Origin of the sequence: Kineosporia sp. R_H_3, assembly GCF_002198675.1 — a bacterium.
Classification (GTDB): domain Bacteria; phylum Actinomycetota; class Actinomycetes; order Actinomycetales; family Kineosporiaceae; genus R-H-3.
Genome location: NZ_MWLL01000019.1, coordinates 1 through 25,039 on the forward strand (window position 1 = coordinate 1; position 25,039 = coordinate 25,039).

At 71.9% G+C, this 25,039-nt stretch carries 19 protein-coding genes and 1 pseudogene; 2 read left to right on the forward strand and 18 right to left on the reverse strand.

The annotated features are described in order from the left end of the window. The 6 genes from ECOMGDLI_RS02050 to ECOMGDLI_RS02075 form a co-directional block, all read right to left on the reverse strand. A partial coding sequence (locus ECOMGDLI_RS02050; RefSeq protein ID WP_088313131.1) for a fatty acid desaturase occupies nt 1-755 on the reverse strand: 755 nt, incomplete at its 3' end. After that, the gene (locus ECOMGDLI_RS02055) at nt 752-1,765 is read right to left on the reverse strand and encodes a Gfo/Idh/MocA family protein (RefSeq protein ID WP_088313133.1); all 1,014 of its coding nucleotides are present in this window, start codon (nt 1,763-1,765) and stop codon (nt 752-754) included. The genes ECOMGDLI_RS02050 and ECOMGDLI_RS02055, both read right to left, overlap by 4 nt. Further along, complete coding sequence (locus tag ECOMGDLI_RS02060; protein WP_088313135.1) at nt 1,762-2,775, reverse strand: Gfo/Idh/MocA family oxidoreductase; 1,014 nt, start codon at nt 2,773-2,775, stop codon at nt 1,762-1,764. Before ECOMGDLI_RS02060 ends, ECOMGDLI_RS02055 begins: the two co-directional genes overlap by 4 nt. A gap of 201 nt (nt 2,776-2,976) precedes the next feature. After that, a complete protein-coding gene (locus tag ECOMGDLI_RS02065) occupies nt 2,977-3,897 on the reverse strand; it encodes an ATP-binding cassette domain-containing protein (protein WP_088313137.1) in 921 nt (306 codons plus the stop codon). Further along, nucleotides 3,894-4,931, reverse strand: a complete 1,038-nt coding sequence (locus ECOMGDLI_RS02070) for an ABC transporter permease (RefSeq protein ID WP_088313139.1) — start codon at nt 4,929-4,931, stop codon at nt 3,894-3,896. Before ECOMGDLI_RS02070 ends, ECOMGDLI_RS02065 begins: the two co-directional genes overlap by 4 nt. Nucleotides 4,932-4,964: 33 nt before the next feature. After that, on the reverse strand, nt 4,965-5,972 hold the full coding sequence (locus ECOMGDLI_RS02075; RefSeq protein WP_088313141.1) for a substrate-binding domain-containing protein: 1,008 nt from the start codon (nt 5,970-5,972) through the stop codon (nt 4,965-4,967). Between the two features lie 357 nt (nt 5,973-6,329). On the opposite strand from ECOMGDLI_RS02075, the gene ECOMGDLI_RS02080 reads away from it, so the two are divergent. Beyond that, nucleotides 6,330-7,358, forward strand: coding sequence for a LacI family DNA-binding transcriptional regulator (locus ECOMGDLI_RS02080; protein WP_198954454.1), 1,029 nt, complete (start codon nt 6,330-6,332; stop codon nt 7,356-7,358). Between the two features lie 64 nt (nt 7,359-7,422). Here ECOMGDLI_RS02080 and ECOMGDLI_RS02085 read toward each other — a convergent pair whose 3' ends face one another. Continuing rightward, nucleotides 7,423-8,436 (reverse strand): Gfo/Idh/MocA family protein, encoded by a 1,014-nt coding sequence (locus tag ECOMGDLI_RS02085; RefSeq protein WP_198954455.1) that lies wholly within the window; start codon nt 8,434-8,436, stop codon nt 7,423-7,425. 123 nt (nt 8,437-8,559) lie between these two features. Between ECOMGDLI_RS02085 and ECOMGDLI_RS02090 the strand changes: the two genes are divergently transcribed. Continuing rightward, the gene (locus tag ECOMGDLI_RS02090; RefSeq protein ID WP_233153264.1) at nt 8,560-9,606 is read left to right on the forward strand and encodes a LacI family DNA-binding transcriptional regulator; all 1,047 of its coding nucleotides are present in this window, start codon (nt 8,560-8,562) and stop codon (nt 9,604-9,606) included. A gap of 6 nt (nt 9,607-9,612) precedes the next feature. Here ECOMGDLI_RS02090 and ECOMGDLI_RS02095 read toward each other — a convergent pair whose 3' ends face one another. The 11 genes and pseudogenes from ECOMGDLI_RS02095 to ECOMGDLI_RS02140 form a co-directional block, all read right to left on the reverse strand. After that, the gene (locus ECOMGDLI_RS02095) at nt 9,613-10,488 is read right to left on the reverse strand and encodes a TIM barrel protein (RefSeq protein WP_233153265.1); all 876 of its coding nucleotides are present in this window, start codon (nt 10,486-10,488) and stop codon (nt 9,613-9,615) included. Further along, nucleotides 10,485-11,477, reverse strand: coding sequence for an NAD(P)-dependent oxidoreductase (locus tag ECOMGDLI_RS02100; protein ID WP_088313147.1), 993 nt, complete (start codon nt 11,475-11,477; stop codon nt 10,485-10,487). Before ECOMGDLI_RS02100 ends, ECOMGDLI_RS02095 begins: the two co-directional genes overlap by 4 nt. Beyond that, a complete protein-coding gene (locus ECOMGDLI_RS02105; protein WP_088313167.1) occupies nt 11,474-12,268 on the reverse strand; it encodes an HpcH/HpaI aldolase/citrate lyase family protein in 795 nt (264 codons plus the stop codon). The genes ECOMGDLI_RS02100 and ECOMGDLI_RS02105 overlap by 4 nt, the downstream gene beginning before the upstream one ends. Beyond that, nucleotides 12,265-14,238: a 3D-(3,5/4)-trihydroxycyclohexane-1,2-dione acylhydrolase (decyclizing) gene (iolD, locus tag ECOMGDLI_RS02110; RefSeq protein ID WP_088313165.1), complete on the reverse strand. Its 1,974-nt coding sequence runs from the start codon at nt 14,236-14,238 to the stop codon at nt 12,265-12,267. Before iolD ends, ECOMGDLI_RS02105 begins: the two co-directional genes overlap by 4 nt. Nucleotides 14,239-14,281: 43 nt before the next feature. Beyond that, nucleotides 14,282-15,721 carry an aldehyde dehydrogenase family protein gene (locus ECOMGDLI_RS02115; RefSeq protein WP_088313169.1) on the reverse strand — a complete coding sequence of 480 codons (1,440 nt, stop codon included), beginning with the start codon at nt 15,719-15,721 and terminating at the stop codon, nt 14,282-14,284. A 20-nt stretch (nt 15,722-15,741) separates the two neighbouring features. After that, nucleotides 15,742-16,914 (reverse strand): Gfo/Idh/MocA family protein, encoded by a 1,173-nt coding sequence (locus tag ECOMGDLI_RS02120; protein WP_088313149.1) that lies wholly within the window; start codon nt 16,912-16,914, stop codon nt 15,742-15,744. Nucleotides 16,915-16,961: 47 nt separating this feature from the next. After that, nucleotides 16,962-17,960, reverse strand: a complete 999-nt coding sequence (locus ECOMGDLI_RS02125; protein ID WP_088313152.1) for a Gfo/Idh/MocA family oxidoreductase — start codon at nt 17,958-17,960, stop codon at nt 16,962-16,964. 30 nt (nt 17,961-17,990) lie between these two features. Continuing rightward, a complete protein-coding gene (locus ECOMGDLI_RS02130; RefSeq protein WP_088313153.1) occupies nt 17,991-18,785 on the reverse strand; it encodes an SDR family oxidoreductase in 795 nt (264 codons plus the stop codon). 770 nt (nt 18,786-19,555) lie between these two features. After that, nucleotides 19,556-21,772, reverse strand: a complete 2,217-nt coding sequence (locus tag ECOMGDLI_RS02135; protein WP_233153266.1) for a bifunctional diguanylate cyclase/phosphodiesterase — start codon at nt 21,770-21,772, stop codon at nt 19,556-19,558. An 84-nt stretch (nt 21,773-21,856) separates the two neighbouring features. Continuing rightward, a pseudogene (locus ECOMGDLI_RS36600) lies at nt 21,857-22,240 on the reverse strand (PAS domain-containing protein); the annotation flags it as partial. Nucleotides 22,241-22,591: 351 nt separating this feature from the next. Next, nucleotides 22,592-25,039: SpoIIE family protein phosphatase (locus ECOMGDLI_RS02140; protein ID WP_233153267.1), on the reverse strand; the 2,448-nt coding region annotated here is incomplete at its 5' end.

The following is a 25,039-nucleotide window of genomic DNA, read 5'->3' on the forward strand; positions in this document are numbered from 1 at the left end:
CCGTAGACGATGTGCATGAACGTGCCGTACATCCGCGGGCCCCCGACGAGCAGCAGCGGCAGCCAGGACGACGTCACGACCGCGGTCACGAGCGTGACGGCGTAGAGCAGGACCCACAGCCGCGCCATCCGGTACACCCGGAACCGTTCCTGCTCGGGCACGGTGTCTGTCTCGTCGGTGGTGAGGCGGCCGGCGGCATGCAAAAGCATCTTCCCCAACGACACGGGGACGTCGTAGAGCCCGACGAGGTTGGCGATCATCCGGACCAGCCGGGCCGGCCGCATCGCCTGGATCTCCGGGTCGCGGCCGACGATGAGGGTGTCGGTGTGGTGCCGGGTGTGGCCCCAGCGGTACACCGTCGGGTCCCGCATCATCATGAAGCAGGCCACCTGGTAGACCGCGGTGTCCATCCACCGGGTGAGGAACGCCGTCCCGTGGCCGGCCTCGTGCCAACGCGAGTCACCACCGGAGCCGTAGAGGACGCCGTACACGAGCAGCAACGGCGCGGCGAGCCACGGGTGGCCGCCCGTCCAGAGAACGCCGCCCGCCGCAGCGCAGACGACCATGAGCCCGACCCAGATGACCGTGTCCCGGATCGCCGGGGCGTCACTGCGCCGCATGAGCTCCTTGAGCCGCTTGCGCGGCACCTCGCTGTGGAACCACTCCGCGCCCGACAGCCCGGACTCGCGCGCCCGCAACCCGGCCTCGCTGTCCAGCGCGTACGACGCCAGCCGCTCCCGTCCCACGGCGCTCACTCCCCCGCGGTGTACAGCGCCGGTCGCTCGGCGAGGCGGACGTCGACCGGCCGACCTTCGGCGTAGGACTGCACGGCCGCCTCCGCGACCGCGGTCGCGGCGTACCCGTCCCAGGTGCTCGGGCCGCCGACCCGGCCGGCCGCGAGGTCGTCGACCCAGCTCTGGAGCTCGACCGTGTAGGCGGGCGCGAACCGCTCCTGCCAGTCCGCGGGCACGCTCTCGCTGCGCCGGCCGGCGGTGATGACGACGGTGGTCCGGGGGTTGTCGAGGCCGACGGTTCCCAGAGACCCGACGACCTCGCAGCGGACGTCGTACCCGTACTGGCAGTTGACGAACGACTCGACGGTGACGACCTGCCCGCCGGCCATCCGGAGCACGGCGACCTGCGGGTCGCGCATCCCGTCCGCGGCGAGCGGGCTCGTCCTCACGGGCAGCACTGTCACCGACTCGATCTCGGTGTCGAACAGCCAGCGGAAGACGTCGAACTCGTGGACGAGGGAGTCGGTGAGCGACATCTCGCCGCGGAAGAAGTCCGGGACGGTCGCGTTGCGGTGGATCGCGTGCGCCAGAAGCGGTTCGCCGATGACGCCGTCCGTCATCGTCCGCTTCACGTCAAGGTACCCGGCGTCGTAGCGGCGCATGAACCCGAGCTGGACGTACCGGCGTCCGGCCGCGGCCTCCGCCTCGAGCACGCGCAGGGCGTCGGCCGACGTGGTCGCCAGCGGCTTCTCGCAGAGCACCGGCTTGCCGGCGGCGATGCAGGCGATCGCCTGCTCTGGGTGCAGGTGGCCCGGCGAGGCGATGAGGACGGCGTCCACGTCGTCGGCGGCGACGACCGCCTCCCAGGAGGTGTGCGACGTCGCTCCCGCGGCGGCGGCGACCTGCGCCGCGCGGTCGGTCGCGACGTCGAACACCGCGCTGACCCGGGAGCCGACGACCTGCGTCGTGAGCCGGGCGACGTGGTCGGCGCCGATCATCCCGGTGCCGATGACACCGACGCGGACGGTCATCGGGCCACCTCCTCGATCCGGACGGGGCGGTGCTCGCGGGCGGAAAGCGTGGCCGCCTCGGCGGTCCAGGCGGTGCCCATCGCGTCCTCGACGGTGCACGGGGACGGCGTCCGGCCGGCTGCCACCTCGCAGAAGGTGGCGAGCTCGGTCCGGAAGGCCTCGGTGAGGCGGTCCATGAAGAAGATGTGCGCGGGACCCGCCGGCCAGCTGATACCGGGCTGGGTCGCGCGCAGCGGCAGGCCCTCGTCGAGGCCGGCGGCGACGGCGGCGGCCGTGCCGTGGACCTCGAGCCGGACGTCGTAGCCGCTGGCGTTCGCGCGGGTGTTGGAGACGACGCCGATGCTGCCGTCGTCCATCGTCAGCAGCGTCGAGACCGTCGTCCAGTCGCCGTGGTCGGCGTACATCTCCGCCGCGGCGGTCGGGTCGACGGCGCCGACGGCGTAGACCTCGACGACCTCCCGGCCGGTGACCCAGCGGACGGCGTCGAAGTCGTGGACCGAGCAGTCGCGGAAGATGCCGCCGGAGACGGCGAGGTAGGCCGCGGGTGGCGGGGCCGGGTCCAGGGTGGTGGAGCGGACGGTGTGGACGCGGCCGAGGCTGCCGTCGCGGACGGCGGCGCGGGCGGCGACGAAGGCGGGGTCGAACCGGCGCGGGTAGCCGATCTGGACCGGGACGTCGCTGCCGGTGAGCCGGTCGCGGACCAGCACCGCCTCGTCGGCGGTGCCTGCGACGGGCTTCTCACAGAAGACCGGGATGCCGGCCTTCACGGCAGCGAGCAGGAGGTCGGCGTGCGCGTTGGTCGCTGCGGCGATGACGACGCCGTCGAGCTCCGCAGCGAGCAGGTCGTCCGGGGAGGCCGCAGCGCGGGCCTTCTCGATCCGCCCCGTGACCGCGGAGACGGCGGCCGCGACGGGGTCGGTGACGAGGAGGTCGTCGACCTGCGGCAGGGCGGCGAGCGTGTCCGCGTGGAAGGACCCGATCCGGCCGAGTCCGATGAGACCGATGCGCATGAGTGGTGACACCCCTGTGGTTCTGGTCCCGGTGGCGACCGGGCGGTGGCGGGTTCCGCGCCGGTCGGGGCGGAGGGTTTGGCGGCGGGTGTGGCGTGGGACCGTGGCGCGGAGCGGCACGACTCGGCGGTGCTGCTCGCCGAGCCGTGCCGGTGGAGTCGCGGGCGTGACGTCGCGACGTGAGTCGCTGGGTGCTGCTGGTCAGACGTCTTCCATGCCGGCGAGCTCGTTGGGGTCGAGCTCAGGGGCCTCGATGCCGCCCGGAGCGTCGTGCGGGAGGACGACCTTCTCGGGGTGGACGCTGCGCAGCTCGTGGCTGAGCTCGGCGAGCTCCTGGCCGCCGGCCATCTCGGCCGTGAGCTGCTCGAGGGTGAGCTCGTCGCGGTGCGCGTCGAGGGCGACGTGTCCGAGCTTGAGGACGACGAAGTGATTGCCCACCAGGTAGGCGTGGTGCGGGTTGTGGGTGATGAAGATGACCCCGAGCCCGGCGTCCCGTGCCTTGGCGATGTACTTCAGGACGACGCCGGACTGCTTGACGCCGAGGGCGGCGGTGGGCTCGTCGAGGATGATGACCCGGGCCCCGAAGTAGATGGCGCGGGCGATCGCGACGACCTGGCGCTGCCCACCGGACAGGCTGCCGACGGCGCGGTCGAGGTCGGGGATGACGATCCCCATCTTCGTGAGCTCCTCGGCGCAGATCCGCTTCATGGTGGGGATGTCGAGGAACGGCCCCTTGCGGATCTCGTTGGCGAGGAAGAAGTTGCGCCACACCGACATCAGCGGTGCCAGGGCGAGATCCTGGTAGACCGTGGCGATCCCGAAAGCCTGCGCAACACGCGGGGAGCCGAACTGGCGGACGATGCCGCGCAGCTTCATGGTGCCTTCGCTGTACTCGTGCAGCCCGGCGACGATCTTGATCAGTGTCGACTTGCCGGCACCGTTGTCGCCGAGCACGCAGGTGACCTCGCCCTGCCGGACGGTGATGTTCACCCCGCGCAGCGCGTGCACGTTCCCGTAGCTCTTGCCGATGTTCTCCAGCTCCAGAACGGGACCGTCGTAGGTGCTGGACTCCCCCGCGTGGGTGGTCGCGGCCCGCGCCGCGCTGGTCCTGGCCGCGTTCATCGGGCGTCCGCCTTCCGCTTGACGTAGAGGTTGACCAGGGTCGCGGCGATGAGCATGACGCCGAGGAACGTCTTGAACCAGTCCGGGTCCCAGCCGGCGTAGAAGATGCCGAGCTGGGTCATACCGAAGATGAGCGACCCGACCGTCGCGCCGACGACCGAGCCGTAGCCACCGGTGAGCAGGCAGCCGCCGATGACGGCGGAGATGATGTAGATGAACTCGTTGCCGACGCCGGCGCCGGACTGGACGTTGTTGTAGTTGAACAGGTTGTGCATCCCGAGGATCCAGGCGCAGAACCCGACGCCCATGAAGAGCGCGATCTTCGTCCCGGTCACGGGGACGCCGACGGCGCGGGCAGCTGCCGAGTCGCCACCGGCGGAGAAGATCCAGCTGCCGTAGTGGGTGCGCAGCAGGACGATCGCCCCGATCACGGTGAGGGCCGCCCAGAAGATGATGGGGACCTTGATCTCGACCGAGCCGAGCTGGAAGCTCGAGGCGAACACCGCCTTGGCGCTGTCGAACCCGTCGAGGTCGTTGAGCGAGTTCGACGAGACGCCGCCCGCAACGACGCGGGTGAGGGCGAGGTTGACGCCCTGCAGGACGAAGAAGGTGCCGAGGGTGACCAGGAAGCTCGGTAGTCCGGTCACGTGGAGGAGCCAGCCGTTGAACGCCCCGACGCCGAGGGACAGCACGAGGGCGAAGACGATCCCGACCCAGACGTTGAGGCTGAAGAACCAGGCCAGGTGCGCGGCCGCCAGGCCGGACGTCGTCACGGCCACACCCGCCGACAGGTCGAACTCCCCGCCGATCATGAGCAGCGCGACGGCGACGGCCATGATGCCGATCGTCGAGGAGCCGTACAGGATCGTCCCGATGTTCCCGACGCTGCGGAACGCAGGCGCCACGAGCAGGAACAGCACGGCGACGGCAACGGCTCCGATCAGGGCCCCGACCTCGGGGCGGCCCATGATGGTTGCGGTGGCCGATCGGGTCGCGACCCGGTCGTCGGTAGGTGTGGCCGTGACGGTCGTCATCTCAGATCACTCTCCAGAGGAGTGGCAGCCGGGTCACCGGGTGCCGTTCGCGGCGAACTTCTCGACTGCAGCGATGTTGGTCTGGTCGATGAACGCCGGGCCGGTGGCCACGTTCTGGCCGCCACCGAGGGTGTTGCCGTTCGTGGTGTACCACCAGATCGAGTCGATGGACAGGTAGCCCTGCATGTACGGCTGCTGGTCGACCGCGAACTGGACGGACTTGTCCTTGATCGCCGCGACGAGCTGCTCGTTGGTGTCGAACGTGCCGATCTTCGCCGAGCTGCTGGCCGCCTTGACCGCCTTCACCGCGTCGAGCGCGATCGGCGCACCGAGCGTCACGACGTAGTCGACGGTCTTGTCCTGCGTCAGGGTGGCCTGGATGGTCGTCGTCACGGCCGAGTCGTCGGTTCCGTTGACGTAGATCATCTTGACCTTGGCGCCGGCCGCACCCTCCGTGACGCCGTCGCAGCGGTCGACGAGCTGCTGCTGGCCCTGGGTCTGGTTCACGCAGATGATGTTCGTGGCGCCGTCGGCCTTGGCCTTCGCGCCGACGGCGATGCCGGCGTCCTTCTCGCCCTGGCCGAAGTAGCCGATCGCGCCGAGGCCGAGGGCGTCCGGGCCGCCCGCGTTGAACATCGAGACCGGGATCCCGGCTGCGATGGCCTTCTTGATGACGTCACCGAGCGCCGGGGTGTTCGGGTCGGTGACGGCGATCCCGTCGACCTTCTTGTCGATCGCGGCCTGGATGAGCTGCGCCTGCTTGGTGGCGTCCGGGTCCGAGGAGTACTGCACCTCGTAGTTGTTCTTGGCCGCGGCTGCGTCGGCACCCTTGCGGATGCGGTCCCAGAACGTGTCACCCGGTGCCGCGTGGGTGATCATCGCGATGGTCTTCTTCGGGCCGGCCGCGGCACCAGCCGCGGGAGCGGCAGCAGCGGACGAGGAGTCCGCCGCGTCCTTGCCGCCGGACGACGAGCAGGCGGTGAGGGCGAGGGCCGCGGAGAGGGCGACGACCGCACCCACCGCACGCTTGGAGCGAATCATGATCGGTTGCCTTTCGACATCACCGCTACGACGAGGCGGTGTCCTGGGATGAGGGAGGAACTGGCTGTCCGGTCGGCCTGACCGCGGTTCGGGCTGACTGCCCGAGCGGCGTGACGTGCCTGCGCGGCTGGAACGGGAGCGACGTGCCGACGACGGCGACGTGCCGCGTCCGACTGCTGTGGAACCGTTCGGCGATCTGCTGTGCAACGTTCTAGGCCTTAACCCCTAGAACGTTTTAGGTCGCGTGTGGAACTATGAACGTGACGCAGGGCACACGTCAAGCCCTTCTTGGCTACCCGGCCTATAACGTTCTTGTATCGTTGCGTCGCTCCCACCAGGTTCCGCGAGGATGTCGCCATGACCATCGAGGACGCCGGGACGGCCCCCACCCGCCGGACCACACTGGCGGACGTCGCCCGACAGGCAGGCGTCTCGACGGCCCTGGTGTCGCTGGTGATGCGCGGCGCGCCGGGCGCCAGCCCGGCGAACCGGGAGAAGGTCTTCCGGGTCGCCCGCGAGCTCGGCTACGTACCGGACTCCCGGGCGCGTGCCCTTCGACAGGGCAGGTCCCAGCTGCTGGGCGTCATGTTCCACGTGCAGCAGACGTTTCACGCCGATGTCATCGAGGGGATCTACGAGGCCGCCGAGGCCGCCGGATACGACGTCGTGCTGAGCGCGGTCACCGACTCGCGCAGCGAGGACAAGGCGATCGGCACCCTGCTCGCGGACCGCTGTGAGGCGGTGATCCTGGTCGCCCCGACGTCGAGCCGGGAGTGGCTCGCCGAGGTCGGAGGTCGGCTGCCCACGGTCGTCCTGGTCCGCCATGTCCGCCACCCCGACCTCTCGGTGGTCCGGGCTGCCGACGTGAAGGGCCTGGCGCTGGCCGTGGACCACCTCGTCGGGTTGGGCCACACCAGGATCGTGCACATCGACGGTGCCGGCTCTCCCAGCGCGGAGCAGCGACGCCGCGGGTACCGGACGGCGATGGAGCGGCACGGCCTCACACCCCAGATCGTCAGGGGTGGCTGGGCCGAGATCAACGGCTCGCAGGCCGTGGACGCGCTCCTCGCCGGGGGCGGCGACCTGCCCACGGCGATCCTGGCGTTCAACGACCCTTGTGCGATGGGCGCGCTCAGCGCGCTCCACCGAGCGGGTATCGCCGTGCCGGACGAGGTCTCGGTGGTCGGGTTCGACGACACCCACCTGGCGGGGTTCTCGCACATCGGTCTGACCACGGTGCGGCAGGACGCGGGGCTGATGGCCAGGCTGGCCGTCGCGCGGGCGATCAGCCTGATCGAGCGCAGCAACGGCGCGGACGAGCACGGCGACGGCGTCGTGGTGCCCGCGCTCGTCGTCCGCGGCACCACGGGCCCCTGCCGGCGCTAGCCGACCGGTCACGACCGTCGGCCGGCCGCGACAGACCGGGACGCCAGCGCACGCTCGCGTGCCCTCACGAGGTGCTGACCGGCCGCGGCGCCAGCCCCGCAGCCTCGTAGGCAGCGTCGATGAGCCTCATGTTCGCGACGGCGTCCGCGGCGTCGAGCGGCAGCGGGGCGCCCTGGCGGAGGGCGGCCGCGAAGGCCTCCAGCTGGTAGGTGTACGAGGACCGCCGTCCGAGCGACTCGGTGCGGGAGCCTGTCGGGGTCGTCACCGTGACCCGGTCGTCGAGGTGCGGCTGGACGAAGTTGTGGGCGAGGACCTCCCCCACGCTGCCGACGACCCGGAAGGTCATCTCGACCTCCGTGTGCGCCATGTGGCAGCGCGCGGAGCCGGTGGCGCCGTCGGGGAAGGCGAGGTCGACGTCGAGCCACTCGTCGACGCCGGGATGCCCGTCGCGCTCTCCGGCACGGGCCGCGAGGAGCTGCGGCGCACCTCCGGCCAGTGCCCCGAGCATCCGTTGCGCGTGAAGGCTGTAGCAGCCGAGGTCCATCACCGCGCCGCCGGCGAGCTCGAGCGACCAGCGAGGGTCGCCGTCCGGTGGCGCGGGGATGGCGACCATCGTCTCGACCCGCTGCACGCGGCCGATCTCGCCGGACTCCACGACCTCGAGCAAGCGCCGGGTGACGGGGTGGAAGAGGTAGTGGAAGGCCTCCATGAACGTCGTCCCCGCGGCCTCGACCTCTCGCTGCACCGCGACCGCCTCGGTGGCGTTGCTCGTGGAGGGCTTCTCCGACAGGACGTGCTTGCCAGCCTGCAGCGCCTTGACGTTCCAGGGGCCGTGCAGACCGTTCGGCAGCGGGTTGTAGACGACCTCGACCTCGGGGTCGGCGAGCAAGGCGTCGTAGCTGTCGACCACGCGCTCGACGGCGCCGGCCGCGGCGAACGCCTCGGCCCGGCCGCGGTCGCGGGCGGCGACGGCGACGAGACGGTGGCCGGTGGCAGCAGCCGGGGAGACGATCGACAGCGAGGAGATCCTCGCGGCCCCGAGGACGCCGATCCGCAACGGTTCTTCGAGCTCTTCCACGGTTCCCGGCCTCCTCGGTGTCATCAGTGACGCGTGCCACACTAGGTCGGCGCGCCGATCGCCGAGCTCGGTGAAATGCCTCAAGAACGCCTCAGCAGCGGGACGACGGGAGGAGGTGTGCGGGTGGGTGCACGCCGCGACCACCGGGTCGTCGACATCGCGGCGCAGGCGGGGCTCAGCCGGGCCACCGTGGACCGTGTGCTGCACGGGCGTGACGGTGTGCGGCCCGAGACGGTGGCGCAGGTCGCCCGGGCGGTCGACGAGCTCGAGCGCCAGCGCGAGCAGGTGCTGCTCTCGGGCCGGACCCTCATCCTCGACCTTGTGATGCAGACCCCCGAACGGTTCGCGGTGGCCTCGCGCGGGGCGCTGGAGGCAGAGCTGCGGTCGCTGCGCCCGGCGGTGCTGCGGGCCCGTTCGCATCTGGCCGAGCACAGCGACCCGGCGGCTGCCGCGGCGGTGCTGGACACGTTGACCCGTAAGGGTTCGCACGGGGTCATCCTCAAGGCGCCGGACCACCCGCTCGTCGTCGACGCGGTGGCCCGCCTCGCCGAGCGCGGCGTCCCGACCGTGACGTTCGTGACCGATGTGCCCGCCAGCCGGCGGGTGGCGTACCTGGGGATGGACAACCTGGCGGCCGGTGCGACGGCGGCCTACCTCGTGACGCAGTGGGCGGGGCGTTCGGGCAGCGTCCTGCTGACGGTGAGCCACTCGTCGTTCCGGGGCGAGGAGGAGCGGGCGCTCGGATTCCGCCGCACCCTCGCCGAGCTGGCACCGAGGCGGAGGGTGCACGTGGTCAACGACACCGACGGGCTCGACGCGAGCATCCTCATCGCCGTCCGTGGCGCCCTCGCGCTGCGCCCGTCGATCAACGCGGTCTACTCGGTCGGCGGCGGGAACGTCGCGACGTTGCGGGCGTTCGACGAGGTCGGCATGGCCCCGAAGGTCTACGTCGCGCACGACCTCGACGGGGACAACCGGACGCTGCTGCGGACCCGCCGGATCTCGGCGGTGCTGCACCACGACCTCAAAGCCGACATGCGGCGGGCCTGCCGGGCGCTGCTGCAGGCCCGCGGGGTGCTGCCCGGCAAGCCGGCAGGCGTCCCGTCCCAGGTGCAGGTCGTCACGCCGTACAACGAGCCGGCGTCGTTGTACGGCGACGAACAGGTGTGAGGCCGCTCAGGCGAGCAGCAGCCCGCGGAGGAACTCGACGCTGGTCCTCACGTCGCTGACCGGACCCTCACCGGTCGGGGGCCCGGTGAGGATGGTGTCCTGCTCCAGGGTGTACCAGCCGTCGTACCCGTTGGCGCGCAGGTGGCCCACGATCGCGGCGACGTCGACGTCCCCGGTCCCGAGCGGGCGGTACATGCCGTCGCGGACCGCCTCGGTGTAGGTCAGCTTGCCGGCCTGGACCTTGCGGGCGAACGTGAGGTCGACGTCCTTGAAGTGGGTGTGCGCGATCCGGTCCGGCGCCTGCCCGGCGAGCACCGCGGGGTCGGTGCCACCGATGAGCAGGTGCCCGGTGTCCAGGCACAGCGACACAGAGGACCCGGCGAGGACGCGTTGGACGTCGGTACCGGTCTCGACCATGGTCCCCACGTGCGGGTGCAGCACGGCGCGGATCCCGTGCTGGGCCGCAGCGGCCGCCACTCGGTCGAGGTTGCGCAGCAGCAGGTTCCAGCCGTTGTCGTCGAGATCGGGCCGCGAGTCGTAGCCGGTCAGGCCGGAGTCCGCGGACAGCACCATGACCCCGGCCCGGGCTGCGACGAACCCCGGCAGGAGCCGCTCGAGCTCGCGCATCGGGTCGACGTCCGGGCGGTGCAGGACGAACGGGGTGAAGCCGCCGACGGCGGTCAGGTGATGGTCCGCGAGCGTGGCCGCGAGCGCGTCGGGGTCGGACGGGAGGAAGCCGTCCGGCCCGAGCTCGGTGGCGGCCAGGCCGATCTCGTTCATCTGGCGCAGCACCTGGTCCGCGGGGAGCTGGAAGCCCCAGCCCGGGACCTCGCAGACCCCCCAGCTGATCGGGGCTCCGGCGATGCGGTCGACGTCGGTCACAGTTCCTCCTGCGTGTGGGTGCTGCTATCGGGGAAGGTCCAGCCGGGGTCGGCGAGGGCCGCCGGGCGCCGGCCGGAGAGGACGTCGGCGACGCCCCGGGCGGCGGCGGTGAAGGTCGCGCGGGTGGCGCCGACGCTGAGCCCCATGACGTGGGGCGACAGGACGACGTCCGGGTGGTCGAACACCGGATGGTGCTGCGGCGGCTCGGGGTCGAAGACGTCGAGGCCCAGACCGGCGAGCCGACCGTCGGCGAGGGCCTTCGCCGCGGCATCGAGGTCGAGCAGGCCGCCTCGGCCGCAGTTCACCAGGACCGCACCGGTCGGCAGGGCGGCGAGGAACTCGTCGTCGACGAGGTGCTGGGTCTGCGGCGTGAGAGGCAGGTGGAGGGTCACGACGTTCGCGCGTGAGCGCAGCTCCCCGAGGGTGACGAGCTGGGCGCCGTCCACCTGTGCGGTGGGCCCGGTGAGGTACGGGTCGTGCGCCAGCACGGTCATCCCGAAGGCGGCGGCGAGCCGGCCCACCCGGCGGCCGATCCGGCCGTAGCCCACGATCCCGATCGTCGCGCCGTCCAGGTCGCCGAGCACGAGCGCGCCGCGGTCGGCCCAGCGGCCCTGCGCGACGCAGTCGGTGGTGGCGCGCAGCCGCTTCACCAGGTGCAGCACCATGGCCATCGCCCCCTCCGCGACGGCGTTGGTGCCGGCACCGGGGGTGACAACGACGGCGATGCCGCGCCGGGTGGCCTCGGCGACGTCGACGCGTTCGACGCCGACCCCGGTGCGGGCGATCACCCGCAGGTCGGGCATCCGGTCGAGCAGCGCGACGTCCACCGTGGCGTCGGCGCGCACGACGGCTCCGACGGCCGCCCGCAGGTCGTCCGGCGTCGGGTCCTGAACGAACCGCGCGCCCGCGGGCAGGTGGCCGACGACGAGCGCCGGGTCGACACTGCCGAGCGCGACGACGACCTGCCGACGCGTGCCGTGCTCGCTCACGGTGCCTGCCCGGCGCGACGCAGCTCGGCGACCACGGCGTTCGCGAGCAGGGTGGTGTCCGAGCCGATCGCGAGGAACTGCCAGCCGGCGGCCGACAGGCGGGCGGCCGCGGCGCCGTCCGGGACGAGCAACCCCGCGGCCTTCCCGTTCGCGCGAGCGGCGGCGAGGACGCGGTCGAGGGCGGCCAGGTAGACCGGCGCCTGCAGCTGCCCGGGGACCTCGAGGGCGTGGCTGAGGTCGCGGGGGCCGACGAAGAGCACGTCGACGCCGTCGACGGCCGCGATCTGCTCCACCGCTTCCAGGGCGGGCAGCGTCTCGATCTGGACGACGCCAAGGACGTCACCGTTCGAACGGTCGAGCGCGCCGGGGTCGAGGCCGTACCCGCACATCCGGTTGTACGTCGCGACTCCGCGGTCCCCCGCCGGCGGGTAGCGCAGGTGGCGAATGCAGGCGGCCGCCTCGTCCGCGCTGTCGACCCGGGGGAACATGACGCCGGCCGCGCCGAGGTCGAGCAGCCGCCCGGCCCGGATGCGTTCGGTGGACTCGACGCGGACGACGGTCGGCACGCCGTACGAGGCGGCGGCCGGGACGACGTCCCGGGCCTGCTCCTCGCCGCCGGCGCCGTGCTCGAGGTCGAGCAGCACCCAGTCGACGCCCGCGGCGGCGCAGACCTCCGCGGTGACCGGGGTCGCGGCGCCGACGAAGGTGCCGAAGGTGACGTCGCCGGCGTCGAGCCTGCGGCGCAGGGCACCTCGGTCGAGGCCGTAGCGGGTGGCCGCGGCGGGGCTCACCCGTGCCACCGCTGCGTGGTGAGACCGGTGTCGTACTGGGACCGGGCGGCCCGGACGGTGTCGGACTCGGAGACCTCGGCCGGTGCGACGTCCCACCAACAGCCCGCCGACGGCAGGTCGGCGTGCGGGATGACCGGGACGACAATGACGACCGGGCCGGCGTGGTCGCGGGTCTCCGCGAGGGCGGTGCGGACCTGCTCGGTGGTCGTGGCGCGCACGGCCCGGGCACCGAGCCCGGCGGCGACCTGGACGAGGTCGAGCTGCAGGTAGTCGCCGGTGAGGCCAGCGTCCTTCGCCTGCTGCCCCGGCTGCAGCGCCAGCGGGTCCGGGCGGTAGCGGAACTCGTTGGCGAACTCGCGGCCCATGGTGAACATCTGCAGCCGGTGGATGACCTGGTAGCCGTGGTTCTCCGGGATGACGACGGTGACGGCGAGGCCCTCCTGGGCGGCGGTGGCGAGCTCGGTCGGGGCCATGAGGAAGGTGCCGTCGCCGATGAAGACGGTGACCCGGTGCGCCGGGTCGGGGTCGGCGAGCCGGACACCCATCCCGCCCGGGATCTCGTAGCCCATGCAGGAGAACCCGAACTCGAGGTGGCAGTTCCGGTCGCCGGTGGCGTCCCAGACCTTGAGCAGGTCCCCGGGCGGACCGCCAGCGGCGGCGACGACGGTGTCGCCCGCGCGGGCGTGCTCCTGGAGCAGCCCGATGAGCTGGCCCTGGGTGAGGACGGCGTCGGTGTCGGGGACGACGTCGGTGGTCTGCGCGCGGATCGCGGCCAGGTCCGCCGGGCTGTCGGCGTCGAGCGCGGCGGTGCGGACCGGCGCCCAGGTGTCCTTGGCGGTAGTCACCGTCGCCCGCCACTCGGCGTCCGTCGTGATCCCGCGGGCCACGACGGCGTCTGCCAGCAGGTCCAGCGTGAGCCGGGCGTCGCCGAGCACCGACGTGGCGCCGAGCCGGTCGCCGTCGCGGGGGTCGACGTTAATGCTGGCGAAGCGCACCCCGGGGTCGGCGAACAGCGAGTGCGAGGCGGTCGCGAAGTCGGTGAGCCGGGACCCGACGGTGAGCACGAGGTCGGCCTGGCGGGCGAGCTCGTTGGTGGCAGGGTTGCCTTCCAGGCCGATCCCCCCGAGCTGCCACCAGGACGGGGTGCGGACGGCGCCCTTGCCGGCGAAGGTCTCGGCGACGGGCAGACCGGCCGCGTCGGCGAGCCGCTCCAGCGCCTGGCTCGCGTCGGAGTAGACGACGCCACCGCCGGCGATGACGAGCGGCCGGCGGGCCCCGGCGAGGAGCTCGACGAGCGCGGCGACCTCGGTCTGCTCGGGGACGGGGCGGCGGACGACCCAGTCCCGCTCGGCGAAGAACTCCGCGGGGTAGTCGTAGGCGTGCGACTGGACGTCTTGCGGCAGCGACAGGACGACGGCGCCGGTGCTCACCGGGTCGACGAGGACGCGCATCGCGGCGGGCAGTGCGGTGAGGAGCTGCTCGGGTCGGGTGATCCGGTCGAAGAACCGGGACACGGGGCGGAACGCGTCGTTGACGCTGGCGTCGGCCTCGATCGGGTGCTGGAGCTGCTGGAGGACAGGGCCCTGACGGCGGGTGGCGTAGGAGTCGCCGGGCAGCAGCAGGACCGGGATCCGGTTCACCGTGGCGAGCGCGGCGCCGGTGACCATGTTCAGCGCGCCGGGGCCGATGGACGCGGTGACGGCCAGGGTGGCGCGCCGCTTGGACGCCTTGGCGAAGCCGGTGGCGATGTGGACGAGGTTCTGTTCGTTGCGGCCCTGGACGAAGGGCAGCTGGTCGGCGTACTGGTCGAGCGCCTGACCCAGGCCCGCGACGTTGCCGTGCCCGAAGATCCCCATGGAGGCCGGGATCAGCCGGCGGCGGTCGCCGTCCGCGACGCTGTACTGGCGGGACAGGTAGAGCACGAGAGCCTGGGCCGTGGTGAGGCGCACGGTCGCCGGGGTGCCGGTCATGTCGTTCTCCTTGTCGGGCATCGGGTTCGGGAGGTGCGCAGGGTCACCAGGGCCGGCCGTGCAGGATGACGGTCTTCTCCTCGGTCATCTCCGACACCGCGGTCCGGAAGCCTTCCTTGCCGATGCCGGAGGCCTTGAGGCCGCCGTAGGGCATGAGGTCGGCGCGCCACAGCGGGGTCCAGTTGATGTGGACGACCCCGGCGTCGATCTGGCGGATCGCGCGGACGGCGGCGGAGACGTCCTTGGTGAAGACGCCGGCGCCGAGGCCGTAGGCGGTCGAGTTGGCGTAGGCGATCGCGGACTGCCAGTCGTCCGCGGTGGAGACCGCGACCGCCGGGCCGAACAACTCGTCCTGGTTCAGCGGAGCGTCGCGGTGGACGCCGTCGACGACGGCCGGGGTGAGGACAGCGCCGTCCCGGTCGCCGCCGGTGAGCAGGCGTGCACCGCCCTCGACCGCCGTCCGCAGCGCGGTCTCGACCCGCCGGGCCTCGGCCTCGCTGATGAGGGCACCGAGCCGGGTGTCGGGCGAGGACGGGTCGCCCATGGCGATCGCCTCGACCTTGGGGACGAGGGCGTCGAGGAGGTCGCCGTGCACGTCGGGGTGCGCGATGACCCGTTGCACGGAGATGCAGACCTGACCGGCGTTGATGTAGCCGCCCGCGGCGATGGCGTCCGCGGCGGCCTCGATGTCGGCGTCCGGGAGGACGACCACCGGGCACGAGGCGCCGAGCTCGAGGGACAGCTTCTTGACCCCTGCCGTGCGGGCGATGTGCTCGCCGACGACGGTGGACCCGGTGAAGGAGACCTTGCGGACCCGCGGGTCGCTGACGAGCGCGTCGCCGAGCCGGCCGCCGGGGCCGGTGAGGACGTTGAGGACGCCCGGCGGCAACCCGGCGTCGGTGAACGCTGCGGCCAGCGCGAGCGCGGTGAGCGGCGTGGTGCGGGCGGGCTTCAGGACGACCGCGTTCCCGGCGGCCAGCGCCGGCGCGACCTTGTGCAGGACGAGCAGGGACGGGTAGTTGAACGGGGTGATCGCGACGACCACCCCGCAGGGCTGCCGCAGGGTGAAGCCGATCTTGTCCTGGCCGGTGCCGCGGTTGGCGTCCAGCGGCAGGGTGTCGCCGTAGAGCTGGGTGCCCTCGTAGCCGGCGAGTCGGATCATGTCGCTCGCCCGGCCGACCTCGCCGCGGGCCTCGGTGATGGTCTTGCCGTTCTCGGCGGACAGCAGCACGGCGATGGTGTCGGCGCGCTCCTCGACGAGGGCGGCGGCGCGCATGAGGACGTCGAGGCGGGCGTGCGCCGGGGTCTCGCGCCACACCGCGGCGCCGCGCTCGGCGGCGGCGAGGGCCGTCTCGACGTCGTCGACATCGGCGACGGCGACCTGCCCGACGACCCTGCCGTCGTAGGGAGAACGGACCTCTTCGGTCTGCCCGCTCTTGCTGGCGACCCAGTCGCCGTCGACGAGGATCCGGCCTTCGGTCATGGCGGTGTGGGCCTCTCTGCTCACAGGGTGACCCAGCGCTGCTCGGCGTCCGAGCGGAGCGTGGCGTCGACGAGTCGTGCGGTGGCGACCATGTCGGTAATCGTGGCGCCCTCGGGGCGGCCGGTCGCGATCGAGGTGAGGAGCCGCTTGGCCTCGACGACCTTGAGGTCGTCGAAGCTCAGCGGGATGGCGGTGTCGGGCTGGAACGCGCCGGCCTCGCCGTCCGCGGGCCCGACCCGATGGGTCGTCCAGGAAGCGCCCTGGTAGTCCTGGTCCAGGCAGACCTGGAGCTCACCGGTGCGGCGGAAGTCCCAGCCCAGCGCGCCGGTGCTGCCGTGCACCTCGAAGGCGTACGAGTTCTGCTCCCCCACGGAGGCGCGGCTGGCCTCCAGGACGCCGCGGGCACCGCCGGTGAATCGGAGCAGGGCCAGCACGTGGTCCTCGTTCTCGACCGGCAGCCGCGGTCCGTCGCCGCCGCGGGAGAAGTGCGACGCGGCGGCCGCCGCCTGCGGACGCTCGGAGATGAAGGTCGAGGCCTCGGCGAGGACGGCGCCGACCGGCCCGACGACGTACTGGGCCAGGTCGAGGCCGTGCGAGGCGAGGTCTCCGATGACGCCGCTGCCGGCGAGCTCGCGGACGAACCGCCAGGTCAGTGCGCCGTCCGGGTGGGCACAGTAGTCGCCGAGCATCTGGACCCGGACGTGGCGGACGTCGCCGATCCGCCCCGAGGAGACCAGCTTGCGGGCCAGCTCGACGGCCGGGGCGTTGCGGTAGTTGAAGCCGACGGCAGAGGCGACGCCAGCTGCGGCGACGGCGTCGGCGATCTCGACCGTCTCGGCGAGGTTGCGGCCGGCCGGCTTCTCGACCCAGATGTGCTTCCCGTTCTTGGCCGCGGCGACCGCCACGTCGCGATGGGTGTAGTTCGGGCCGGCGACGCAGACGAGGTCGATGTCGTCCCGGGTGACGAGCGCGTTCCAGTCGTCCGTGGTCGACGTGATGCCGAAGACGTCCCGGGCGTAGTCGAGACGGCCGTCCGCTGCGGGGTCGGCGACGGCGACCAGGCGCGGGACCGCACCGAGGTCGCGGTAGTGCTGCATCACGCGGGTCAGTGCCTTGGCGTGGACCTGGCCCATCCAGCCGAAGCCGACGATGCCGACGTTCACGGTGTTCGAGGGCGTGGTGTTCGAGGTCATGGGTGTCACCTGCGGCGGGAGGACTCCGCCTGCCTTTCTCGGGAGGGTCAGCGGACCTCGTCGACGAGGACGGGTCGGTGCTCGCGCCAGGACAGGGTCGCCGCGGCGGCGACCAGGGAGGCCTCGACGCCGTCGTGCAGGGTGCACGGCGATGGGCGGGTACCGGCGACGACCTCGGTGAAGGCGGTCAGCTCGGCGCGGAACGCGTTCTCGAGGCGGTCCATGAAGAAGTGCCAGGGCTTGCCGGCGGGGAAGGTCACCGTCGGGTCGGCAGACCGCAGCGGCAGCTTGTCGTCCAGGCCGGCGGACACGGAGTCCTTGCTGCCCAACAGCTCCAGCCGGACGTCGTGGCCGCGGCCGTTGGCGCGGCTGTTCGAGACGACGGCGAGGGTGCCGCCGCTGAGGGTGAGGATCGACGTGACCGTCTCGGCGTCCCCGGCGTCACGGATGTAGTCGATCCCCTGCGTGGCGCCGGCCGCGTAGACCTCGACGACCTCCTGCCCCGTCATGAACCGCACGGAGTCGAAGTCGTGGATCGCGCAGTCGTTGAAGATGCCGCCCGATCCGCGGATGTACTCCTCCGGCGGCGGGGCCGGGTCGAGCGTCGTCGACCGCAGCGTGTGCACGTAGCCGAGGCGGCCCGCGTCCAGGTCGGCCTTCGCCGCCACGTACGCGGCGTCGAACCGGCGCGGGAAGCCGATGTGCACGGGGGTGTCGCACCCGGCGAGGTCGTCGCGCAGGGCGACGGCCTCCTTCGCCGAGGCCGAGACCGGCTTCTCGCAGAACGTCGGGATGCCGGCCTTGACGCAGGCCCGGATGAGGTCGGGGTGGGTCACCGTCGACGAGGCGATGACGACGCCGTCCACCCCGGCGGACAGGATGTCCACCGGCTCCGGGACGACCGTCGCGCCGAGCGGCTCACCGACGCTGCGGGCCAGGTCGGGCAGCGCGTCGGCGACGAGGAGCTCGTCGACGGACGGCAGGTCGGTGAGGGTGCGGGCGTGGAACGCCCCGATGCGTCCGAGGCCGACGAGTCCGATGCGCATGGTGTGGTCCTCTCCTGGGGCGGACGGGGATCAGTCGTGCGCGCCGGGGACCATCTGGTCCCAGTCGATGACCGACCCGGTCACGACACCGCTGCGCTCGGAGAGCAGGAAGACGACGAAGTCGGCGATCTCGTCGACCTGGCCGAGCTTGCCCATCGGCACGCTCGCGTTGGCCTTCTCCAGCCAGTCGTCCTGGGCGCCGTGGAAGCGGCGCTGGGTGGCGTCCTCGCCGTCCGTCTCGGTCCAGCCGATGTTGAGGCCGTTGATCCGGATCCGGTCCCAGCGGTGCGCGTAGGCCGCGTTCTTCGTCAGCCCGATGAGGCCGGCCTTCGAGGTGACGTAGGGCGCGAGGTAGGGCTGCCCGCCGTGCGCCGACATCGAGATGATGTTGACGATGGAGCCGGGCTCCTTGCGGGCGACCATGTCCTTGATGGCGGCCTGCATGAGGAAGAACGGTCCGCGGACGTTGATCGCGACGTGCTCGTCGAAGAGCTCCGGGGTGGTGTCGAGCATCGTGCCGCGGGTGGTGAGGCCCGCGCAGTTCACGACGCAGTCGATGCGGCCGAACCGCTCGATCGTGGCCGCCGCGGCCGCCTGCACCGCGGCGACGTCCCCGGCGTCGGCCTGTACGAAGAAGGCCTCCTGCCCGGAGGAGGCTGCCAGCGACGCCGCGAACTCCTCGCCGACGTCCTTGCGCCGTCCGGTGACGGCGACCCGGGCGCCGTTGCGCGCCGCGGCCTCCGCGACGGCGGCGCCGAGGCCCTGCGTGCCACCGCTGACGAGAACGGTCTTGCCTGCCAGGAGCGCGTCGTCGAGCTGAGTCATGGCTGACCTTCCGGAGCTGGATCGGTTTGGGACGGCCGGCGCTCTCGTCGCAGAGGGGACGAGGACCTGTGACCGCCGACACACGAAACCGTAGGCTCGGCAGGCGCGGCGGCGAGAGGCCAAGTGCCTCAAGAACGCCTCAGGGATGCGCCCCCGGTGGCGTGCCCGAGATCACCGACATCAGCCTCGGCTTCTGAAGGCCCTCGAGGTGAGGCTGCGTGCGCAACTACGGGGACCAAGGCCGCACACCGACGCGTGGCGAGGGTTTGTCGCCCAGGATCCACCCAGAAGATCCGAACCCGACGGTGCGGAAGCGCATCACCGCAGATCATGGTCGGCTTCGAATGTCAGAAGCGGTCCTCCGAGAATTTGAAGACCGGCGATTCGACCACAGCCCCTGGCCGCCGCAAAGGGCCTCTGATCAGGAAAACGCGAGGCGTCGCCGCTCATCGCCGGCCATTCTCGTTCTCAGGGCATCCGTGACGCTCGACGAGCACCGGAGACACCCGAACACCACCGGACAGCCCAATCTCCAAGATCACGCCCATAGCGCGCCCACGACCGACAAGGGCATGCCCACCTCCCGAGGGCCCGCAGAGCGGTTGACCTGGGACGACGGCGAGGTCGCCCAAGGCTTCCCAACAGTGACAGTCCGATATGCAGTCGGACGATCAGTCGTATTCACCGTAGGGACCGACGCTCTGGCGTACAGCGCTCTCGTCGCTTGCCTCTCCCATGTCGTGAGGACGAGGCGAGAAGTCCGTCGTGCGTCAGCTGCGGCCCCGGCGGTCGGTCTTCGCCTGGTACATGAGCTGGTCGGCGGCGGCGAGGACGTCGGCGGGGTCGCGGTCGTGGATGGCGGCGGCGGGGTCGGCGAGGTAGCAGCCGATCGTGAGTCGCGGCGCGAGCGTTGTGCCGTCGACGTCGGCGGGCTGCTCGACGGTGCGGCGGATGCGGTTCAGGACCGGGTCGGGCTGCCAGCCGGGCTCGAGGTCGGGCAGGACGAGGACGAACTCGTCGCCGGAGATCCGCGCTGCGGTCTGGTCGTCGGTCGTGCAGGTGGCCAGGCGGGCGGCGACGGTCCTGAGGAGGTGGTCGCCGGTGCGGTGGCCGTGGGTGTCGTTGACGTTCTTGAGGTCGTCGAGGTCGCAGAACAGGACGGCGACGCGTTCGTCGGGTCCGCAGGTCATCAGGGCGTGCCGGAGGCGTTGCTCGAGGTGGGCGCGGTTGGGCAGGCCGGTGAGCGGGTCGTGGGCGGCCTTCCATTCGGCGCTGCGGCGGCCTTCCTGGATGAGCCGGTTCGTGGCCTCCTGGGCGGTCACGTCGCGGGAGATGACGATGACCCGGTGGTCGGCCAGCCGGGACACGGTCGCCTCGAACGCGGCCTCGGGAAGCCCGGCCGGTCCATTGGCACCGTCGATGACGGCGCGGGCCGTGCGGGGCAGGCCGTCGGCCGCGACCCTGCGGATCGTGGCCGGCAGCGTCGTGCCCCTCAGGCCGGGGAACGCGGCATCGAGATCGGCATCGATCAGGTGTTCCCGGTCCAGGCCGGCTCCGGCGGCGGCCACGGTGTTGAGGTGTCGGATGGTGATCGGGGCCGGGGCGGGGCGCTGCAGGGTGGGTGTGGGACCGACGTCGAGGATGAGGATGGCGTCGCGGGCGGCGTCCATCGCCAGGTGCAAGGTGTCCCAGGCGTACTGGGCGCGCCCGTAGGCCTCGATGAGGACGTTCTCGGAGGCGACCTGGGCGCTGACGTCCCGCCACGTCGACAGCACGTGCTCGGCGTCGACCCGGACAGCCACGACGTCCAGAACACCGGCCCAGCCCCGGGAGGTGTAGGACGTGCGCAGCCGGTGCGTCCCGGGGCTGGCAACCGCCCGCCGGAGCAGCCCCGGGATCCCGGAAGCTTCCGCGTCGTCGAGGATCGCGTCCAACGTCTGGCCGACGACTGTCTGGTCATCGGCCGCCATCGCGGCGCCGGCGGCGTTGATCTGCGTCAGGACGAACCGAGGCCCCGGCGTGGCCACGGACGCAGGCCCGACGGCATCGACCGCGCTATCGACGAGCGGACCGGTCGTCGCATCGCCAGAGGAGTCCGCGGCGTGGTTGGTCCCGACGATCCGGTAGAGGGCGAAGCCGTCAGGGCTCGCGTCCAACGCCGCGTGCAGGACGTCCTGGGCGGCCCTGGCCTCGTCCTCGGCGAGGACCTTCTCGGTGACGTCGACCATGTGGGCGATGACGTAGTCCGGTGCGCCGACGCGGTCGCGGATCAGGGCGCCGTGCAGGCTGACCCACCGGTCCTCGCCGTCGGGGCGGGTCACCCGCGCCTGGAGAGCCCGGACGGTGTCGACCCGGCCGCTGAGCAGCCCGTGCAAGGACTCCGCCACCGTGCGCCGGTCGGCCGGGTGGATGCTGTCGAGCAGCGGCATGTCGAGCAGCTCGGCGGAGGACCGGCCGGTGATCTCTTCCAGGGCGCGGTTCACCGTGAGTCGCCGCCCGAACGAGCCGGTCCGGGCATCGATCAAGGACATACCGACCGGGGCGCCGTCGAAGGCGTGCTGCAGCCGGGAGTTGCTGACGTGCAGCTGCCGTTCACGCCTGAGCCGCGCTGAGACATCCTGCACCGTCCCGGAGACCGCCCGGACCTGACCGCCCTGGTCCAGCTCGACACGGCCCAGGACGGACACCGTCCTCGGCAGGCCCTCACCCAGGTCATCGGCGGTGCCCGAGGCGGTACCACCGGCATGGTGTGTCGGCTTGAGCCGGACCTCTACGAAGAAGTCGCCACCCGTGGCGAGCGCCTCCTCTCGCCGCGCGAAGTACATCGGCAGGTCGTCCGGGAGGACGCGTTCACAGAACGTCTCCAGGCTCGGCGTTGCCGTGTCAGGGCTCAGACCCAGCACCTCGTACGTCCCCGGCGACCAGACGACCAGCCCGGTGTGGGCGTCGTGGTCCCAGCTCCCGATCGCGCCCGCGCTCTCCGTCAACGCCAGATGCTGGGCCCCGGCCGTCGAGGGCGACGCAGGCACCAGCTCACGCATCACCACGAGCGTGCGCGACCCCTCGGGTCGATCCTCGGAAGACCCCAGGGGGGCCACGGAAAACTGCACCGTGATGACGGTCTGGTCCAGCAGCTGCACCACGACGGCCGAGCCGCTGCCCATCGCTTGTGGCCTCGGGTCACGCAGGTATGCGGCGCGACGCTCGACATGATGAGAACCGGCCGGCAGGAACGCCCGAGTCGACTGCCCCACCAACTCCTCGACCGACTGACGCAGCAACCCCGAGCACGCCGTGTTCACCGCGACGATCACACCATCGCGGTCGAACACCAGAGCCGGGTCCGGCAACGCCTCCAGGACCTCAACGAGCACATCGCCCCTGCGACCACCCGACGAACGCGCTTCCGGGACGCGACCCAGGGGTGTGCCGACAGCGGTCTGTCGATCGTCCATGACCGAGGCTCACTCTCGCTCAGGCCCAGTGTCCAGTGATGCCGTGGACACAGAGAGCAACATCACGAGGCTAGCAGCGCGGGCGAGCCCTCGTGAGCGTTACCACGCTGCGGTACACGCGAACGCAAGACCGAGCCGTTCGCCCGCCCTGACCGATCCGACCCTTTGGGTGCAAGAAGCTCGTGAACTGCCGCTGACCTGGGTGTATGCACCACCGCTCACTGAGATGATCACCGGCATCGGGGTTGTGGTTCGGGTCGGGAGTGCCCGAAACGCGCACACCGCCGCTGACCTGGGCGCTGCAACGCCGCCCGCTGGGATGCGCGAGCGTCGGCTGTGGGTTCGGACCCGTTATCGGACCGAGGGCTGCTCACTTGAGGGTTGGTAGCGCAGGCAGACCAAGACGATGTCGTCCTCGATGGCAGCGTCCGCGGTGAGGGTGTGCAGCAGGTGGTCTGCGAGTGTCTCGGGGTCGGTGCGGGATTCGGCGACGGCGGTGGCTGCTGTTCGGAGGCGGTCGAGGCCTTCGTCGAGGGAGCCGGTGCGACGTTCGATGAGGCCGTCCGAGTACAGGATGAGCACGCTCGCGTCAGTGAGCTGGTGCTCGGCGTTGGCATGGGCCGCGGTACCGGTGGTCAGGGGTGGGTGCTGGACCTGGTCGAGCCATTGGCTGGAGCCGGTTGGCTCCACGAGAAGCGCGGGTGGGTGTCCGGCCGAGGCGTAGGCGAGGTGCCCGTCGGCGGGGTCGACGACGGCGCAGAAAGCGGTGGCGAAGTCAGTGCCGTTGGGCCCGGCGGCGAACCGGTCGACGGCGTCGAGAAGGAGCGCGGGGTCGGGCGGGACGTGAGCGGCGACGGCGGCGGTGGCTGCGCGCAGCCGGCCCATCGCTGCCGCCGATTCCAGGTTGTGGCCGACGATGTCGCCGACGATGACTCCGATGTGGCCGGTGGGCCAGGTGAAGGTGTCGTACCAGTCGCCGCCGACCTCGAGCATGTCGCCGGCGGCCTGGTAGCGAGCGGCCACCTGGAGCCGAGGGTGCTGGACGAGGTGGTCGGGCAGCATCGCTTGCTGGAGCCTGACGGCGATGTCGTGCTCGCGGCGGCGCAGCCGGGCCGCGGTCAGGATGACTTCGGCGCGGTGCGCGATCTCCTGCAGGAACCCCAGGTCGTCGGGCGTGTAGGGCGGCCGATCGGGTTCGCTGAGGCCGACCAGCAGCGCACCCGGGGTGTCGTCACCGAGGTGGAGCGGGACCGCCATGGTGGAGTGTGGCCCGAGGTCGTCCAGCAACCGCCTGGTCTCGTCGTCGAGGGCGTACCCGGCGACCACGGACGGGTTGATCTTGGCGATGAGGTCCGATTCCCCGGCCGCGACGTGAGCCACCGAGCCGGGCTCTTGGGCGGTGAGCCGGTGACGCTGCCGCAGGGTGCGGAGCGTCTCGATCTGGCCCGGGTCGCGGTGCGCGACACCGCGCAGGGCGTCGGGGTCCCCGGGAGCCTCGACGGTGACGAAGTCGGCCAGGCGCGGGGTGAGGGCTTCGGCCAGCCGCTGGAGCTGCCCGCCCAGCGTCGGCTCGGCCTCCAGGGCGCCGACGACGTCGGCGATCACCTCAGCGCGTCGGTGCGCGGCCAGTGCGCCCTGGTACGCGCGGGCCCGCTCGACCGCCGCCCAGGTCCGCTCGGCGGTCATCTGGATCGCGGCGATGTCCTGCGGGGTCCAGCTGCGCGGCTGTTCCTGGTGGACGACCAGCGCGGAGACGGGTCCGTCCGGGCCAGCGAAAGGGGCCATCACATAGGCATGGACACCGACCGCCAGGCTCGCACCGCTTTCGGAGGCGGTGAGTCGGTCGTCGTGACCGACGTCGTCGATGACGATGATCTGCCCGGCGCGGAACAGGTCCATCACCGCCGCGCCGTAGTTGTCCAGACGGTAGGTCCCGGCGATCCGGGTCCCGCCGGCGTCGTATCCGGCCTCCACGACGCCGGTCCGGCCGTCCTGGAGGATCTGCGCGTAGTGCACACCGGTGGCACCCAGGTGCTCACCGAGCAGACGGCAGGCCATCGCCTGGATCTCCACCGGGTCGCCGACCTCCCGCAGCGAGTCCAGCAGCCGGGCCCGGTAGCCGTCCAGGGCGGCCTCCGCACGAGCGGCGGTCTCCGCCTCGACCCGGTCGGTGACGTCCGCGCTGACGCCCAGGTGGCCCAGGTAGGCGCCGTCCTTGGAGTAGCGCGGCTCCGCCCACGACTGCAACCACCGCCAATGCCCCGCCGCGGAGCGGGCCCGGACCTGTCCGCGGAACGACGCTCGCCCGGCCACTGCCGACTCGAAGTCCGCCGCGTAGACCGCACCGGACTCGTGGTCGGTCAGGGTCCTCCACCGCCCGGCGACCATGTCGGCGCGGTCCACGGCGAAGAACTCGCAGTACGTCTGGTTGACCCACTCCAGGCTCCCGTCAGGGCCGTGCTGCCAGACCAGCAGCGGCAGACCGTCCGCCATCGACCGGAACCGGGACTCGCTCTCTCGCAACGCCTCCTCGGCGAGGTGGCGGGCCGTCTGGTCCTTGAACACGATCGCGAACCGCGGCGGCGGGTCGACCGGCACGGCGAACACGTCGAACCAGCGGCCCATCGCCGCCGACCCCTGCTCGAACCGCAGCGTCTGACGATCCAGACCCACCCGGGCGTAGGTGTCCACCCAGACCGTCTCCAGGGCCGGCACGAGCTCCAACGCGGTTCGCCCGACCGCGTCGAACAGGCCGGTCATCTCCCCGAACAGCGGGTTGACCTCCAAGAACCTGTAGTC

Coding starts and splice junctions, on each gene's coding strand:
- ECOMGDLI_RS02055 (WP_088313133.1), bottom strand. CDS start 1,765: ATGACCGTCCGCGTCGGTGTCATCGGCACCGGGATGATCGGCGCCGAC.
- ECOMGDLI_RS02060 (WP_088313135.1), bottom strand. CDS start 2,775: ATGCGCATCGGTCTCATCGGACTCGGCCGGATCGGGTCCTTCCACGCG.
- ECOMGDLI_RS02065 (WP_088313137.1), bottom strand. CDS start 3,897: ATGAACGCGGCCAGGACCAGCGCGGCGCGGGCCGCGACCACCCACGCG.
- ECOMGDLI_RS02070 (WP_088313139.1), bottom strand. CDS start 4,931: ATGACGACCGTCACGGCCACACCTACCGACGACCGGGTCGCGACCCGA.
- ECOMGDLI_RS02075 (WP_088313141.1), bottom strand. CDS start 5,972: ATGATTCGCTCCAAGCGTGCGGTGGGTGCGGTCGTCGCCCTCTCCGCG.
- ECOMGDLI_RS02080 (WP_198954454.1), top strand. CDS start 6,330: ATGACCATCGAGGACGCCGGGACGGCCCCCACCCGCCGGACCACACTG.
- iolD (WP_088313165.1), bottom strand. CDS start 14,238: ATGACCGGCACCCCGGCGACCGTGCGCCTCACCACGGCCCAGGCTCTC.
- ECOMGDLI_RS02115 (WP_088313169.1), bottom strand. CDS start 15,721: ATGACCGAAGGCCGGATCCTCGTCGACGGCGACTGGGTCGCCAGCAAG.
- ECOMGDLI_RS02120 (WP_088313149.1), bottom strand. CDS start 16,914: ATGACCTCGAACACCACGCCCTCGAACACCGTGAACGTCGGCATCGTC.
- ECOMGDLI_RS02125 (WP_088313152.1), bottom strand. CDS start 17,960: ATGCGCATCGGACTCGTCGGCCTCGGACGCATCGGGGCGTTCCACGCC.
- ECOMGDLI_RS02130 (WP_088313153.1), bottom strand. CDS start 18,785: ATGACTCAGCTCGACGACGCGCTCCTGGCAGGCAAGACCGTTCTCGTC.